Source organism: Cobetia sp. 14N.309.X.WAT.E.A4 (genome assembly GCF_030397495.1).
Taxonomy (GTDB): Bacteria; Pseudomonadota; Gammaproteobacteria; order Pseudomonadales; family Halomonadaceae; genus Cobetia; species Cobetia marina.
On record NZ_JAPNXT010000012.1, the window covers coordinates 1 to 16,150 of the forward strand.

The 16,150-nt window shown below is 61.9% G+C and carries 14 protein-coding genes; 12 read left to right on the plus strand and 2 right to left on the minus strand.

Translation table 11 applies throughout. From position 1 onward, the window contains the following. The first annotated feature begins 85 nt into the window (after positions 1 to 85). The 11 genes from OW493_RS14275 to ihfA all read left to right on the plus strand — a co-directional run bounded on the left by OW493_RS14275 (position 86) and on the right by ihfA (position 12,036). Positions 86 to 1,228, plus strand: coding sequence for a glycosyltransferase family 4 protein (locus OW493_RS14275; RefSeq protein ID WP_077374646.1), 1,143 nt, complete (start codon positions 86 to 88; stop codon positions 1,226 to 1,228). Positions 1,229 to 1,383: 155 nt separating this feature from the next. Beyond that, positions 1,384 to 1,896, plus strand: a complete 513-nt coding sequence (locus OW493_RS14280; RefSeq protein WP_289864604.1) for a DUF2489 domain-containing protein — start codon at positions 1,384 to 1,386, stop codon at positions 1,894 to 1,896. Between the two features lie 111 nt (positions 1,897 to 2,007). Then, on the plus strand, positions 2,008 to 3,162 hold the full coding sequence (locus OW493_RS14285; RefSeq protein WP_289864605.1) for an amidohydrolase: 1,155 nt from the start codon (positions 2,008 to 2,010) through the stop codon (positions 3,160 to 3,162). A gap of 278 nt (positions 3,163 to 3,440) precedes the next feature. After that, positions 3,441 to 4,316, plus strand: coding sequence for an OmpA family protein (locus tag OW493_RS14290; RefSeq protein ID WP_065392602.1), 876 nt, complete (start codon positions 3,441 to 3,443; stop codon positions 4,314 to 4,316). Positions 4,317 to 4,661: 345 nt separating this feature from the next. Beyond that, the gene (gene thrS, locus OW493_RS14295) at positions 4,662 to 6,560 is read left to right on the plus strand and encodes a threonine--tRNA ligase (RefSeq protein WP_084208127.1); all 1,899 of its coding nucleotides are present in this window, start codon (positions 4,662 to 4,664) and stop codon (positions 6,558 to 6,560) included. Positions 6,561 to 6,594: 34 nt separating this feature from the next. Then, positions 6,595 to 7,134, plus strand: coding sequence for a translation initiation factor IF-3 (gene infC, locus OW493_RS14300; protein WP_077374638.1), 540 nt, complete (start codon positions 6,595 to 6,597; stop codon positions 7,132 to 7,134). A 100-nt stretch (positions 7,135 to 7,234) separates the two neighbouring features. After that, positions 7,235 to 7,429, plus strand: coding sequence for a 50S ribosomal protein L35 (gene rpmI, locus OW493_RS14305; RefSeq protein ID WP_043335648.1), 195 nt, complete (start codon positions 7,235 to 7,237; stop codon positions 7,427 to 7,429). A gap of 45 nt (positions 7,430 to 7,474) precedes the next feature. After that, complete coding sequence (gene rplT, locus OW493_RS14310) at positions 7,475 to 7,828, plus strand: 50S ribosomal protein L20 (protein WP_043335644.1); 354 nt, start codon at positions 7,475 to 7,477, stop codon at positions 7,826 to 7,828. 358 nt (positions 7,829 to 8,186) lie between these two features. Beyond that, a complete protein-coding gene (gene pheS / locus OW493_RS14315; RefSeq protein WP_084208128.1) occupies positions 8,187 to 9,206 on the plus strand; it encodes a phenylalanine--tRNA ligase subunit alpha in 1,020 nt (339 codons plus the stop codon). A gap of 56 nt (positions 9,207 to 9,262) precedes the next feature. After that, entirely contained in the window at positions 9,263 to 11,647 is a 2,385-nt protein-coding gene (gene pheT, locus OW493_RS14320; protein WP_289864612.1) for a phenylalanine--tRNA ligase subunit beta, read from the plus strand. A gap of 26 nt (positions 11,648 to 11,673) precedes the next feature. Then, entirely contained in the window at positions 11,674 to 12,036 is a 363-nt protein-coding gene (ihfA, locus tag OW493_RS14325) for an integration host factor subunit alpha (RefSeq protein ID WP_103751403.1), read from the plus strand. A 138-nt stretch (positions 12,037 to 12,174) separates the two neighbouring features. On the opposite strand, the gene OW493_RS14330 is transcribed toward ihfA, so the two are convergent. Both OW493_RS14330 and OW493_RS14335 read right to left on the minus strand, forming a co-directional pair. Next, positions 12,175 to 13,569 (minus strand): TrkH family potassium uptake protein, encoded by a 1,395-nt coding sequence (locus OW493_RS14330; RefSeq protein WP_077374631.1) that lies wholly within the window; start codon positions 13,567 to 13,569, stop codon positions 12,175 to 12,177. After that, positions 13,566 to 14,219 carry a TrkA family potassium uptake protein gene (locus OW493_RS14335; RefSeq protein WP_289864616.1) on the minus strand — a complete coding sequence of 218 codons (654 nt, stop codon included), beginning with the start codon at positions 14,217 to 14,219 and terminating at the stop codon, positions 13,566 to 13,568. Before OW493_RS14335 ends, OW493_RS14330 begins: the two co-directional genes overlap by 4 nt. 408 nt (positions 14,220 to 14,627) lie before the next feature. On the opposite strand from OW493_RS14335, the gene OW493_RS14340 reads away from it, so the two are divergent. Then, positions 14,628 to 16,085 (plus strand): sodium-dependent transporter, encoded by a 1,458-nt coding sequence (locus OW493_RS14340; RefSeq protein ID WP_289864619.1) that lies wholly within the window; start codon positions 14,628 to 14,630, stop codon positions 16,083 to 16,085. The last annotated feature ends 65 nt before the right edge of the window (positions 16,086 to 16,150 follow it).

The window sequence follows — 16,150 nt, forward strand, 5'->3', positions numbered from 1 at the left end:
TCGAGCCATCCGCCATGAAGTCTGCCGGCCTGATGTATTACGCGGTCGGCCGTGGTGATTCCATGCATCAAGCCCCGGAGGCCTCGTGAGCGCGGGTCTCGCTAGGTCAGAAAAGCTGGCCGCGATTGCCATTCGTCAGGTCGAGAAGAGCACCGGTGCCAGTCGCAACGCCTTCGAGCAGGCGGACGCCCTGACCGCGCTGGGGTATCGCGTGGTGATTCTCGCCGAACGTGGCAAGCCTGAGCTGGCGCGGGAGCATGGCGCGGAGCTGGTGCGTCTGTGGCGCTGGCCGTTCAAGGGGGCCTATCGGCGCTTCTGGTTCAATCGTCGGGTTCAGGCATGGGCCCGTCGCCACACGCCGGACCTGCTGGTCAGCCATGGGGATTGCGAGAGCCCGGATACCGTCTATCTGCACAACTGCGTGCATCTGGCGTCACAGTGCATCCATGGCCGTGATCTGCCTGAGAATCATGAAGTGGCCGCGATCCATGATCACGTGCTCAACGGTGGCAAGTTCCGTCAGGTGGCGGTCAATTCGCGCATGATGGGCGATGATCTCGTCGAGCGCTACGCGATCTCGCCGGACAAGATCGAGATCAGCTACCCGGGCTATGACCCGGTGCAGTTCACGCCCGAGCGTGCACGTGCCGGCCGTGAAGCCCAGCGTGAGGCGCTTGGCGTCAGTGGGGAAGAGCAGTTGATCGGGCTGGTGACCTCAGGGAACTTCACCAAGCGCAATGTGGCCGGATTCGTCGCCATGGCCGCGCTGATGGAGCAGGCCAGCCCCGGACGCTATCGCTTTCTGGTGGTGGGCAAGGATGATGCCGCGCCCTACCAGCAGCAGGCACAGGTGGCCGGTGTGGCTGAGCGCATGATCTGGCGTTCGACCATCGCCGAGGTCGAAACGCTCTATGGCGCGCTGGACCTGTTCGTTCTGCCGGCACATATCGAGGAATTCGGACGTGTCGCGCTGGAAGCCATGGCCTGTGGTACGCCGGTACTGCTCAATGCGCGTGTCGGCTCGGCCGAGTTGCTCGACGATCACCCCTCGCTGGTGATGGCCGCGCAATCTAGCCCGACGCAGTGGGCCGAGCGCTGTACCCATCTGCTGGAAAGCGACTCCGATGCGCTGAGCAGAACCCTGGCCGCACTTGCCACGGGCTACTCCCATCAGGCCCAGAACCTCAAGCTCAAGGCCAGTTTCGAGGCATTGATGGCGGGACGCTGAGCGAATCACCTGCTGATCAGAAAGCCCTGTATCCCGCTGGATACGGGGCTTTTTTTCTGTCAGGCATTGCACGGGGGTCCCTGGGGCATCGCGCCGCCTTGGGTGTCCCGTCCGCAGTCCCTATACTCGTCACTTGATTTCGGCAGGAGAATCGCATGTCCCTGAGTACCAGCATCATTCTGATCGTCATTGCACTCATCATCATCGCCGGTCTGACGGCGTATGCGCTCAAGTTGCGCCGTGAGGTGAGGAAGCGCGAGGCGTTGCGTGCAGAGGAGTTGACGCGTGCACGCGCCAATTGCCTGGAGAGTCTTGAAGCGATTGCCCGTGCCATGCAGGCCGGCCAGGTGGACCTCGTGGAAGGGGGGCTGCGCTGCAAGGTGTTGATCGAGATACTGGATACCTCGCTGGCAGAGGATGACGTCCTAGGGGCCTTTGGCACCCTGCACGGGCGAGTGTCCCACCTGCATACCCACTCGGCACGCAAGGCACTGAGCCCGCGTGAGCGGCTGGCAGAGGACAAGGAGCGCATCGCCGTCGAGGAAGAGATGGCCAAGCCTCTTCAGCAGGCAGCGCAATGCGTGCTGGAAAGCATGCCGGTGTGGTATCGCGAGTACCTGAGACGTGAACGGCCCGTGGCACCGACGGATCTGGGTCAGGCGCTATAGCGGCATCGGGTGCTGCGCACGGGCGGGGAGAGCATTCGCTTCGGACCCGCGGGTCACGAGCCGCAAGGCATCGTGTGAATTCGGGTGGTATCAGGCCATTGAGAGGCTGGCATGAACAATACGCTCCCGCTGCTGGGAACTGAACTGATCGAGCTGCGCCATGCGCTGCATCGGGCACCGGAGCTGTCCGGGCAGGAGGAAGCTACCTCGGCCCTGATCGCCGGCTGGATGGAAGAGGCAGGCGCCGAGGTGGTCACGGGATTGGGAGGGCATGGTCTGGCGGCCATCTTCCGCGGCGCCGCGCCCGGCCCTCGGGTCATGTTGCGCTGTGAGCTCGATGCGTTGCCCATCGATGAGGTGCCACGGGGAGACTGGTCATCCTGTCACCAGCATGTCGGCCATCTCTGTGGTCACGATGGGCACATGGCGTGGCTGCTGGGAGTGGCACAGCGTCTGGCCAGGCGCCCGGTAGCCAGAGGCGAGGTGGTATTGCTGTTCCAGCCCGCCGAGGAGACGGGAGAGGGCGCGCGTGCGGTGGTACGCACCAAGGCCTTCGAGACCATCAAGCCGGATTTCCTCTATGCCTGCCACAATCTGCCGGGGCGGCCGCTGGGAGAGGTCAGCGTCCGTGATGACGCCTTCACCTGTGCCTCGCGGGGCATGATCGTGCGGCTTTCCGGACTGTGCGCCCACGCAGCCCATCCCGAGAATGGGCGCAGTCCCGCCATGGCCATGTGTCGCATCATGCAGGGGCTCTCTCGTCTGCCGCTGCAGTTCGCGGACGAGACGGGGCTTGCCATGGTCACCCTGGTGCACGCGCGGCTGGGGGAGGTCGCCTTCGGCACCGCGCCGGGGGATGCCGAGGTGATGGCGACCCTGCGCACGGAAAGCAACGACATGATGAAGGCCCTCGCCGAGGCGGCGGTCTCATTGGCCCGCAGTGAGGCGGAAGAGGACCATCTCGGCATCGAGGTGGACTGGTGCGATGCCTTTGAGGCGACCTGGAATTCAGCTGAGGCGAACGCGGTGATTCGTCGCGTGGCGGCGCAGGTGGGGCAGCCCTGTCATGAGCTGGATCAGGCACATCGCTGGTCGGAAGATTTCGGAGTGCTGGGGCGAGAATGCCATGCCGCCATGTTCACGCTGGGGGCCGGTGAAGCGCTCCCGGGACTCCATCATCCCCGCTATGATTTCCCGGATGACCTGATCATGCCGGGTGTCGCGCTCTTCGAGGGACTGGTTCGTCACCACCTGAATGGTGCATGAATCGTGACTTTTACAGCGTCTCTTAAATGATACAGGTAGTGTCAAAGTTTTTCGACGTTGCAAAAAACACTGTTTTCCTTCAACGTATGCATGAGGATCGGTACCGTTTTCAAGGGAAACAGACCCGATCAGAGCTGGAAGGACGCACTCAGATGTGCTTTCTTCTAAAGGGATGAGGTATATAAAATTCCTTTCACCGTAACGAGTTCGGCTCTTATACTCGGAGCCGCTGCGTAACACCCCGTTACAAATAGCGCTGTGTAAAGAAGGAGTCTTACATGAAAAGATCTACGACTGGCCTGGTTCTGGGGTCTGCATTGGTTGTTGGCCTGTCTGGCTGTGCAAGCTCTGCTTCCCAGTCCTCATCCGCTGAGAAGCCGTGGTACAGCCAGCCGTTCGTCTGCGGTCTGGCCGGTGGCCTGATCGGTGGGGGGATTGGTTACGGCGTCTCTGGCGACAGCGACGAAGACACTGGCGCTTCTCTGGGTGCCGTGGGCGGCGCGACTGCCGGTGCACTGCTGTGTGCTGACGACGCTCCGAAGTCCATGGACGACGACGGCGATGGCGTGCCGAACGATCGTGACGAATGCCCGGGTACTCCGGCAGGCGTCGCAGTCGATGCGAAAGGCTGCCCGCTGGACACCGACGGTGACGGCGTTGCTGACTACAAGGACCAGTGCCCGGGTACCCCGGCCGGCGTCACTGTTGACGCGAAAGGCTGCCCGCTGGATTCCGATGGTGACGGCGTGCCGGACTACCAGGACCAGTGCCCGAACACTCCGGCAGGTGCCAAGGTCAACGCCCTGGGCTGTGTCGCTGACCTCGTGCTGCGCGACGTGAACTTCGAGTTCGACTCCGCCAAGCTGACCTCCGGCGCTGAGCAAGTGCTGAACGGTGTGGCTGCCAAGCTGGTGTCCAACGAGAACGTTCGTGTCCGTATCGAAGGTCACACTGATTCCGTGGGTTCTGACTCCTACAACAAGCAGCTCTCCCAGAAGCGTGCTGACTCCGTCAAGGCGTACCTGGCCTCTGAAGGTGTCGGTTCCAACCGCATGGAAACCATGGGTTACGGTGAAGAGCAGCCGGTTGCCAGCAACGACACCGCTGCAGGTCGTGCTGAAAACCGTCGCGTCGAGCTTGCTGAAGTCAAGTAAGCCCATCGCGGTAAGCTGAATCAGACGGGGCGCCTTCGGGCGCCCCGTCTGCGTTTCCCCCTTCAGGTTCATGTACCTGCTCATGGGTGTGTCTTTACGCTATTTGAGTGGGCTGCTAAGGTCTTGTCTCGATCATGGGCCATCGGTCCGTGCGTCCGTGATGTGTGGCCGGCGCGTCAGCGCTCTGCGCCATCACGGCAGCTTCCCCTGGCATCGTAGGCCGGGGACGGCAACCGTTCCGTCCATGATCCGTACCACCCCATCGAGCCGACGCCCCAGGCGCTCGGCTAAATTCGCTTCACGTGACCCTTGGTAAGGGCCACCACTGAATGCAAGGATTCCTTCATGCCTATCGTTACCCTGCCTGACGGCAGCCAGCGTACCTTCGATACTCCGATTTCCGTGATGCAGCTGGCCGAATCCATCGGTCCCGGCCTTGCCAAGGCGTGTGTCGCCGGCAAGATCAACGGCGTCGAAGTCGATGCCGCCGACATGATCACCGAAGATGCTGACGTCGCCATTCTCACGGCCCGTGATGCCGAAGGCCTGGACGTGATCCGTCACTCCTGCGCCCACTTGATCGGTCATGCCGTCAAGCAGCTCTATCCGGATGCCAAGATGGCCATCGGTCCGGTCATCGATGACGGTTTCTATTACGACATCGATTTCGGTCGCTCCGTGACGCCGGAAGACCTCGAGTCCATCGAGAAGCGCATGAAGCAGCTGATCGACAGCGAGTACGACGTGGTCCGCGAGTACGTCTCGCGTGACGAGGCCATGGCCGCTTTCGAGAAGCGTGAAGAGCCGTACAAGCAGGAAATCATCGAAGGCATCGGTGAGGGCGATACCATCCGCCTGTATCACCATGAAGAATACACCGACATGTGCCGTGGCCCGCACGTGCCGAACACGCGTCACCTGAAGCACTTCCAGCTGCTCAAGCTGGCAGGTGCCTACTGGCGTGGTGATTCCACCAAGCCGATGCTGACGCGTATCTATGGCACCGCCTGGCCGGACAAGAAGCAGCTCAAGGCCTACCTCAAGCGTCTCGAGGAAGCCGAGAAGCGCGACCACCGCAAGCTGGCCAAGAAGCTGGATCTCTTCCACATGCAGGAAGAGGCACCGGGCATGGTGTTCTGGCACCCGAATGGCTGGACCATGTATCAGGTGCTCGAGCAGTACATGCGCCGGATCCAGCGAGCCAACGGCTACCAGGAGATCAAGACCCCTCAGGTCGTCGATCTTTCGCTCTGGAAGAAGTCCGGGCACTGGGGGCATTACAACGAGCTGATGTTCACCACCGAGTCCGAGAAGCGCGAGTACGCCGTCAAGCCGATGAACTGCCCGTGCCACGTCCAGGTCTTCAATCAGGGGCTCAAGAGCTACCGCGACCTGCCGCTGCGTCTGGCCGAGTTCGGCTCCTGTCATCGCAACGAGCCTTCAGGCTCTCTGCACGGCCTGATGCGTGTGCGTGGTTTCACTCAGGACGATGCTCACATCTTCTGTACCGATGATCAGGTGCAGTCCGAGGCGGAAGACTTCATCCGACTGACGCTGGAAGTCTATCGTCAGTTCGGCTTCGAGGATGTCGAGCTCAAGCTCTCGACACGCCCCGAGTCGTTCATCGGTGAGCCGGAAGCCTGGGACAAGGCCGAGGCTGGCCTGCAGGCGGCACTGGATGCGACGGGCCTGCCGTGGGAGCTTCAGCCGGGCGAAGGCGCCTTCTATGGACCAAAGATTGAATTCTCCCTGCGAGATTGCCTGAATCGTGTCTGGCAATGTGGTACGCTACAGCTCGACTTCAATCTGCCTGAGCGTCTCAGTGCCCAGTTCGTCGATGAAAGCGGTGAGCGTCGCACTCCGGTCATGTTGCACCGTGCGATTCTCGGCTCCTTCGAGCGCTTCCTCGGCATACTGATCGAGCACCACGCTGGCGCGATGCCTTTCTGGCTCGCCCCGGAGCAGATTGTCGTGATGAACATCACGGATTCCCAGGCAGAATATGCCAAGGATCTGGTCTCTCGCCTCGAGAAACATGACATCCGTGTCAAAGCAGACTTGAGGAACGAGAAGATCGGCTTTAAAATCCGTGAGCATACTCTGCAGAAGGTTCCTTACCTCATCGTCGTCGGCGACAAGGAAGTGGAAGCTGATGCAGTAGCTGTCAGAACCCGTTCCGGTGAAGACCTCGGCACCATGAAAGTTTCAGAATTCATGGAACGCCTGAAGGAAGAACAGGTCTGACAGTAACGAATTTCAGCCAAACGGAGACGCAACGATCAAGCGGAATAATCAGCGCGGACGCCCCCAGGAAAAGCGGGCTCCCATCAATGACCGTATTCGTGCGGACGAAGTCCGCCTCATCGACGCAGATGGAGAGCAGGTCGGCGTAGTGCCGACGAAAGAAGCGCTCACCAAGGCCGAAGAGGCAGGGCTCGACCTCGTCCAGATTTCCAATGCCGATCCCATCGTCTGCAAGATCATGGATTACGGCAAGTTTCTTTTCGATGAGAAGAAACAGAAGAATCTTCAGAAGAAGAAGCAGAAGCAAATCCAGGTCAAGGAAGTCAAATTCCGTCCTGGTACCGATGAAGGCGATTATCAGGTCAAGCTGCGTAACCTGACTCGCTTCATCGAAGGCGGAGACAAGGGCAAGGTTACCTTGCGCTTCCGTGGTCGTGAAATGGCGCATCAGGACATCGGCCGCAAGCTGATGGAACGTATCGCCGGCGACCTCGGTGAACTCGTGACCGTCGAGTCCTTCCCGAAGATGGAAGGCCGTCAGATGATCATGATTCTCGCGCCGAAAAAGAAGTGATCCACAGGCAGTAGAACGGACACATCAGGGTCACGCTTGCGGGCGTGGCTCTTTTTGTCGGCCTTGGATTTTCTCAAGAAACCGAGCGGAGTTAATACTCATGCCGAAGATCAAGACTAACCGCGGCGCTGCCAAGCGCTTCAAGAAGACTGCCAACGGCTTCAAGCACAAGCAGTCCTTCCGTAGCCACATCCTGACCAAGAAGTCGACCAAGCGTAAGCGTCAGCTGCGTGGCATGAAGCAGGTTCACGCTGCAGACAAGGCGCTGATCCAGCGCATGCTGCCGAACCTGTAAGCCGTCCTTACCTCGGTCCAACTTTCTTAATATCAGGAGTACGCTATGTCCCGCGTCAAGCGTGGCGTCGTCGCACGTCGCCGTCACAAGAAGATCATGAAGCAGGCCAAGGGTTACTACGGAGCGCGTTCACGCGTCTTCCGCGTAGCCAAGCAGGCTGTCATCAAGGCCGGCCAGTACGCTTACCGTGACCGTCGTGTCCGCAAGCGTCAGTTCCGTGCCCTGTGGATCGCGCGTATCAACGCTGCGGCCCGCATCAATGGCATGTCTTACAGCCGCTTCATCGCTGGCCTGAAGAAGGCCAATATCGAGATCGACCGCAAGGTCCTCGCCGATATCGCGGTTCACGAAAAAGCTGCCTTTGCTGCCATCGTCGAGAAGGCCAAGGCTGCTCAGTAAGTGACCGGATCAGATGTCGCCCGGCACCGGCCAGCCACGCGAGTGGTGAGTCGAGGCGCGACTGTCGAATGCTTGCATTGGACAGCTCAGGTGGCATCGAGATGACGTGTTACGTCACAGGGGAAGAGCAGCCGCTCTTCCCCTGTTTTTGTTTGGTGTCTCCCTCGGATTTCGGGAGAGGTGCCAGCGCGAACATGAATGAGGCTGGCCGCGGATCGGGCCGGACTCTGGCAAGGGCGCGACCGTCTGTGTGACTCACCGCAGGCGGAGCGTTCTCCCTGCCGATCTTCGGGTCGGCGCGACTTCCATTGACGTGGGCTCTACCACGTCGATGACTCAAGCGATCGGAGCTGAACGGATGGAACATCTTTCCACCCTGGTGGACGAAGCACGCACCGCGATCCAGGCGGCCGGAGACGTCCAGACCCTCGATGAGGTGCGGGTACGCTTTCTGGGCAAGAAGGGCGAGATCACCGCGCTGCTCAAGGGGTTGGGCAAACTGTCCCCCGAAGAGCGTCCCAAGGCCGGTGAGACCATCAACGAAGCCAAGCAGCTGCTGAACGGCGAGCTGGAAGCGCGTCGTACCGCGCTGGAAACGGCAGCGCTCAATGCACGACTGGCTGCTGAACGCGTCGACGTCACCTTGCCGGGACGCGGCGAACCAGTGGGTGGCCTGCACCCGGTGACGCGCACGCTTGAGCGCATCGAGAGCTTCTTCGCGCACATCGGCTACGGGGTTGCCGAAGGCCCGGAGATCGAAGATGACCACCACAACTTCGAAGCGCTGAACATCCCGTCGCATCACCCGGCACGTGCGATGCACGATACGTTCTACTTCGACGCCACGCGTCTGCTGCGTACGCATACCTCGCCGGTGCAGGTGCGCAGCATGAAGGCCAGTGAACCGCCGCTGCGCATCGTCTGCCCGGGTCGTGTCTATCGCTGCGACTCTGACCTGACCCATACCCCGATGTTCCATCAGGTCGAGGGTCTGCTGGTAGATGAGAACGTCAGCTTCGCTGACCTCAAGGGCACCGTCGAAGAGTTCCTGCATGCCTTCTTCGAGCGCGATGATCTGGAAGTCCGTTTCCGTCCGTCCTACTTCCCGTTCACCGAGCCGTCTGCCGAAGTCGACATCCAGTGCGTGATGTGTGCCGGTGACGGCTGTCGTGTCTGCTCCCACACCGGCTGGCTCGAGGTGATGGGCTGCGGCATGGTGCATCCGGAAGTCTTCCGTCACTCCGGTATCGATAGCGAACGCTTCCGCGGCTTCGCCTTCGGCATGGGCGTGGAGCGTCTGGCGATGCTGCGTTATGGCGTCAATGACCTGCGGTTGTTCTTCGAGAATGACCTGCGTTTCCTTCGCCAGTTCAGCTAGGCACTCATTCACGTATCGCGCCGTGAGGGCGTGAACTTACGGAACAGGACAGCAAGATGAAATTTTCCGAACAGTGGCTGCGTGAGTGGGTGTCGCCGAAACTGAACACCCAGCAGCTGGCCGATCAGGTCACCATGGCCGGCCTGGAAGTCGATGGTATCGAGCCCGTCGCCGGTGAGTTCACCGGTGTTGTCGTGGCCGAGGTCAAGGACAAGCAACCGCATCCTGAGGCTGATCGCCTCAACGTCTGTCAGGTGGATGATGGCAGTGGTGAGCTGGTGCAGGTCGTGTGCGGCGCGCCGAACGTTGCCGCCGGTCAGAAGGTGCTCTTCGCCCAGGTCGGCGCGAAGCTTCCGGGTGACTTCAAGATTCGCAAGGCCAAGCTGCGCGGTGTCGAATCCCGCGGCATGATCTGCGGTGCCTCCGAGCTGGGTCTGGAGGCGGAAGCCTCCGACGGCATCATGGTGCTGGCCGCGGATGCGCCGGTGGGCCGTGATGCCCGTGACTTCCTGAACCTCGACGACAGCGCCATCGAGGTCGATCTGACTCCGAACCGCGGTGACTGCCTGAGCGTCAAGGGCCTGGCACGCGAAGTCGGTGTGCTCAATCGTCTTGCCGTCACGGCACCGAGCATCGAGCCGGTCGCGGCCCAGATCGACGACACCTTCCCGGTCACCGTCAGTGCGCCGCAGGCCTGCCCGCGCTATCTGGGGCGTGTGGTGCGCGACGTCAATGTCGCCGCGACCACCCCGCTATGGCTCGAGGAGCGTCTGCGCCGCAGTGGTATCCGCAGCATCGACCCCGTCGTCGACGTCACCAACTACGTGCTGCTGGAGCTCGGTCAGCCGATGCACGCCTTCGATCTGGCGCGCCTGAACGGTGGCATCGAGGTGCGCATGGCGGCCGCTGAAGAGCCGCTGACGCTGCTCGACGGTCAGGAAGTCGCGCTACGTGACGACACCCTGGTCATCGCCGACGAGAAGGGCCCGCTGGCCATCGCTGGCGTGATGGGCGGCGAAGGCAGTGGCGTGAACGGCGAGACGCACGACATCTTCTTCGAGTCGGCCTTCTTCGCGCCGTTGAGCGTGGCTGGCAAGGCGCGCAGCTATGGCCTGCACACCGACAGCTCGCATCGTTTCGAGCGGGGTGTGGACGCGCAGCTGCAGCGTGATGCCATCGAGCGGGCGACGGCTCTGCTGCTCGAGATCACCGGCGGCAAGCCGGGCCCGATCATCGAGGTCGCAAGCGACGCAGCGCTGCCCAAGGCCGCCGTCGTCAGCCTGAGCGGCGCCAGTGTCGAGCGCACGCTGGGCATGGCATTGCCGGATGCCGAGATCGTCGAGATACTCGAGCGTCTGGGCATGCAGGTCGTGGCCGATGGCGAGAGCCAGTGGCAGGTGACGGTGCCGAGCTGGCGTTTCGATGTCAGTATCGAGGCTGACCTGATCGAGGAGCTGGCGCGCATCCATGGCTACAACAATCTGCCGGTCAGCCGCCCGAACGCGCGCCTGGCACCGGCCGTGGCCAATGAGACCACCCAGCCGCTGACCAGCCTGCGTCGTCAGCTGGTGGCGCGGGGCTATCAGGAAGCGATCAGCTACAGCTTCGTGGCGCCTGAGCTGCAGAAGACGCTGGACCCGCACGGAGTCGCGCCGGCACTGGCCAACCCGATTTCCAGCGACATGGCCGTGATGCGCAGCTCGCTGCTGCCGGGGCTGGTCAAGGCACTGAGTCACAACCTCAATCGTCAGCAGTCGCGCGTGCGCCTGTTCGAGACCGGGCTTGTGTTCCGTGGTGAGCTGGACTCCCTCGAGCAGACACCGATGATCGGTGGCCTGATCACAGGCGCACGTCTGCCGGAAGGCTGGAATGGCGGTCGTGACAAGGTCGACTTCTTCGATCTCAAGGGCGATGTCGAGGCACTGCTGGCACTGGGCGGCAACCTGGATGCCTGGCGTTTCGAGGCTGCCGAGCATCCGGCGCTTCATCCGGGTCAGTCCGCTCAGCTGTTCTACAACGGCGAGCCGGCAGGCTGGATGGGGGCTTTGCACCCGGCGGCGCGTGCCGAACTCGGCCTGAAGGTCGAGGTGTTCGTGTTCGAGATCACGCTGGCCGCTGCCTGTGCGGGCCGTCTGCCGCGCTTCGCACCGCTCTCCAGGTATCCGGAAGTGCGTCGTGACCTGGCCTTCGTGGTCGAAGAGGGCGTGCACGTGCAGTCGCTGCTCGACGCCATCCGCTCGCAAGCCGGGGAATGGCTGACGGATCTGCGCCTGTTTGACGTCTATCAGGGCCAGGGGGTAGCCGATGGTCACAAGTCGCTCGCTCTGGGCTTGACCTGGCAGCATCCTTCGCGCACGCTGAATGATGAGGAAATCAATCAGTTAGTCGATGCGATCGTCGCCGATGGCCACACACGTTTCGGGGCGGCGCTGAGAGCATGAGTCGCCACTTGAACGAGGGAGCGGACATGGGAGCGTTGACCAAGGCGGAACTCGCCGAGCATCTCCATGCAGAGCTTGGCATGTCCAAGCGCGAAGCCAAGTCGATGGTCGAAGTCTTCTTCGATGAGATTCGTGGCTGCCTGCGTGAGAACGAACAGGTGAAGCTGTCCGGTTTCGGCAACTTCGATCTGCGTGACAAACGCGAGCGTCCGGGGCGCAATCCCAAGACAGGCGAGGAGATTCCGATCTCCGCGCGTCGCGTGGTGACCTTCCGTCCTGGCCAGAAACTCAAGGCTCGGGTGGATGAGTACGATGGCGAAGGCCATACCCATCAGCGCCTTGAGGAGCATGACGACCACGATGATCATCATGATGACGATGATCACTGAGGTCGCTGGTCGAAGCCGTTGCCGTTGAGCCATTGACAGCTTCGCCGCTCCTGTCGTTCGAGTGAAAAGCCCCGATGCCCTGCATCGGGGCTTTCGTCGTTCAGGGGGAGTGAAAGTGCGTCAGGCAAGTCGTGCTGCCTAGCCGATGGAGAGTTCGGTGCGTGCATAGCTGACGCCGGGACGGCTGCGGGTCGCCAGCAGGTAACCCAGTGCCAGTGGGCCGGTGCGCCCCAGCAACATGGTGATGATGATCAACCACTGTCCGGGAGCGGAAAGCTCCGGCGTCACCCCCAGGCTCAGTCCCACGGTGCCGAACGCCGAGACCGTCTCGAAGGCCAACGACCGGAAGTCGTGGTCGGGGTCGGTGATGGTCAGCCCGAACAGCATGCTGAAGATCAACAGCATGCCGGCCAAGGCCACGGCGATGGCCTTGAAGACAGTCTCGTCTCCGATACGGCGGCCATGCAGGGTCGGTGAGTGTCTCTGGCGCAGGAAGGCGCGAGTGGTCAGCAGCAGCACCACGAAGGTGGTGATCTTGATGCCACTGGCCGTCGAGCCACTCCCGCCACCGATGAACATCATCGCCATGGTCCAGAGGGTCGAGGCCTGTGTCATCGCGGAGGTATCGAACATGCTGAAGCCGGCGGTACGGGGCGTCACTGCCATGAAGGCTGCCGAGATGAAGCGTTCGCCATGTTCACGCATGCCTGCCAGGGTATCGGGGTTGCCCCATTCAAGCGCCAGTATCACCACCAGGCTCAACAGGTTGAGTGCGATGGTGGCTTCCAGCACCAGGCGTGTCTGTACGGAGAAGCGTGAGGGGTGCAGCAGCACGCGCCACCCATGCTCACGCCTGCGCTCGCGCAGTTCGCCGATCACGGCAAAGCCGATGCCACCCGTCATGAAGAGCAGGCTGATGACGCTTGCGACCAGCGGGTTGCGGGATTCGCGCAACAGGCTGTCCGGCCACAGGGTGAAGCCGGCATTGTTGAAGGCCGAGACCGAGTGGAAGAGGCTCAGCCACATGCCGCGTCCCCAGCCATGGCGTGGCACCCATTCGAGCGCCAGCAGCAGAGCGCCGCCCAGTTCAAGTGTCACCGCAAAGGCGGTGATGACCCTGAGCAGTCGGCCGATCTCGCGTGAGCTGCTGCGGTTGAGCGCTTCACGCAGCAGGCTGGTCTGATGCATCGGCAGTCGTTGCCCCAGCATCACCAGTGACAGGGCGGCGATGGTCATGAAACCGAGGCCGCCCAGCTGGATCAATACCAGCACGACGGCCTGCCCGGCGAAGGTGAACTCGCTGAGCGGGGTGACGGAAAGCCCGGTGACGGTCACCGCCGAGGTGGCGGTAAACAGTGCCGACAGCCAGCTGAGGCCCTCCTGATGCATGCCTGGCAGTTTCAGCAGGCAGGCCCCCAGCATGCTGAGTCCCAGAAAGCCGCCCAGCAGGATCTCCGGAGGCGAGAGGTGGATGATGGGTCCGCGTGGGCCACGGGTCAGGGGGCGAAGATAGCGTCGGTAGCGCTGCCTCACAGATGCGCCCCCAGCTTGCGCAGCGCGCTCAGTTCGCCGATCAGTACCAGATGATCGCCAGCGGACAGCTGCGTACTGCCGGAAGGCTTGCGATCGAGTGTCGCGCCCTTGCGCAAGGCGATCACGCTGATGTCCTCATCGATGGGGAGCTGATCGAGCTGTTGGCAGTCATTGCACAGACGCTCGCTGACCTCCAGCTCGACCACGAACTGGTGATCGCCCAGGTGGATGAAGTCGACCATGGCGTGATAGGCGAGGCTTTCCGCCACCCGCACGCCCAGGTCGTACTCCGGGTGCACGATGTGATCCACGCCCAGACGGCTGAGCAGCTTGTGATGCGCATCCGAGGTCGCCTTGACCCACAGTTCCCTGGCACCGAGTTCCTTGGCCAGCAGCGCGCAGATCAGGCTCTGCTCCATCGAGTCGGCCAGATCGATCAACACGGCGTCGAACTGTTCGAGGCCAAGCTCACGCAGGGCATGCTCATCGGTCGGGTCGGCAATGACGGCCTGATTGAGCAGGTCCGCCATGGCATTGAGACGTTTCTCATCGAGATCCACGCCGAGCACTTCATGGTCGTGGCGCCTGAGCTCCCGCGCGACGGTACTGCCGAAATACCCCAGTCCGATCACCGCGAATTGACGATGCATGACGACTCCTTGTCTGCGCTGCTTGAGAGGGCGAGAGACCTGTCAGCTCAGCGAATTCCGAGGCTCTGCCGCTAGCGCTTTCAGGTGCGCTCATGGATGAGCTTACTCCAGTGACTCGTCGATGTCGGCTTCCGCACCGATCCTCGCCCGACAGGGATTTCCCTTGCCAAGCGCCTGCTCTGATGGTTGTTTCAAATGTTACCAATTAGCAGTGGCTGATGTAGAGTGAATGGCGTCGCTTGGTAATGGCGCTATCGCAGACGTTTTGCGAGGTGCGTGTGGGGATTTTCCACAGGAATCGCGGACGAACATCCTTCTTATCAGTAAAATGGTCTGCGTGAGCACCCGAGACGGCAAGGCGTTGCGTCGATCACCACTGGCTCACAACAATAACTCGTAAGGTATTCCATGACGGCAAGACAGCAACCCAAGAATCTCTGGATCAGTCGCTGGGGTTTCATCCTTGCAGCTACCGGTTCCGCGGTAGGGCTGGGCAATATCTGGAAGTTTCCCTATATCACCGGTGAATATGGCGGAGGCGCCTTCGTGCTGGTGTATCTGGCCTGCATTCTCGCCGTTGGCGTGCCCGTGATGATGGCGGAGATCGCCTTCGGGCGCCGTGGTCGCGGCAGCCCCATCGAGGCGATCGCCAGCCTGGCCCGGGAAGCGGGGGCCAGCCCGTTGTGGAAGGTCTTCGGTTGGATGGCGATGCTGGCCGGCTTCATGATCCTGTCGTTCTATGTCGTGGTCGCGGGGTGGTCCTTCAGCTACCTGTGGAAGATGGCCAGCGGGTCGCTGTCCGGACATGGCGTCGCTGAGCTGGGCGGTATCTTCGAGGCTGGCAACGCCAATCCCTGGGCACTGGGTGGCTGGGCGACGCTGGTGACGGTAGTGACGATGCTGATCGTCGGGCGTGGCGTGCAGGAGGGGGTCGAGAAGAGCGTGCGCTGGATGATGCCGGGCATGGTGATCATGCTGTTGATCATGATCGGCTACGCCCTGACCTCCGGCAACTTCTCGGCAGGCTTCCACTTCCTGTTCGACTTCGATGTCTCCCGATTGAGCAGTGAGGGCGTGCTGGCCGCGCTGGGGCATGCCTTCTTCACCCTGTCGCTGGCCTCCGGCGCCATCCTGACCTACGGCTCCTATCTGCCGTCAGGCACCTCCATCGCTCGCACCACCTTCACGGTCGCGATCGCCGATACGCTGGTGGCGCTGATGGCGGGACTCGCGATCTTCCCGATCATCTTCGCCAATGGCATGGACCCGTCCTCCGGTCCGGGGCTGATCTTCATGAGCCTGCCGGTGGCCTTCAACCAGATGCCCTTCGGTCAGCTGTTCGGGGTACTGTTCTTCGCCATGCTCTCCATTGCCGCCTTGACGTCCGCGATCTCGATGATCGAGGCCACCGTCGCCTGGCTGTGCGAGAACCGCAACATGAGTCGCACCAAGGCATCGTGGCTAGCCGGAAGCGTGTTGTGGCTGGTCGCGATGTTCGCGATGCTGTCCTTCAATCTGGGCGCGGACTGGACCCTGGCCGGCAAGCACTCCTTCGACTGGCTGGATTACCTGACCTCGCGCTGGATGATGCCGGTCGGTGGCATTGCCATGGCGCTGCTGGCCGGCTTCGTCTTCAAGAGCAGCATGTTGCGCGATGAGCTGGATCTGAGTGAGGGAGGCTACCGTATCTGGCTGTTCATGATTCGCTATGTCAGCCCGATCTGCATCGTGGCGATCTTCATTGATGCGCTTGGCGTGGCGGCCCTGAGTCTAGAGGACTGGCCGTATTTCCTGGGGGCCATCGTGCTGGCCTGCGGGGCAGGAGAGACGCTGTCACCGCGTCTGCGTGGGCCTCGCGTCGCCTGACGAGCCAGAGAGTCGAGGGCTTTCAGGCCCTGGAATGACGAGACGCCCCCGTCGCGAAAGCGGCG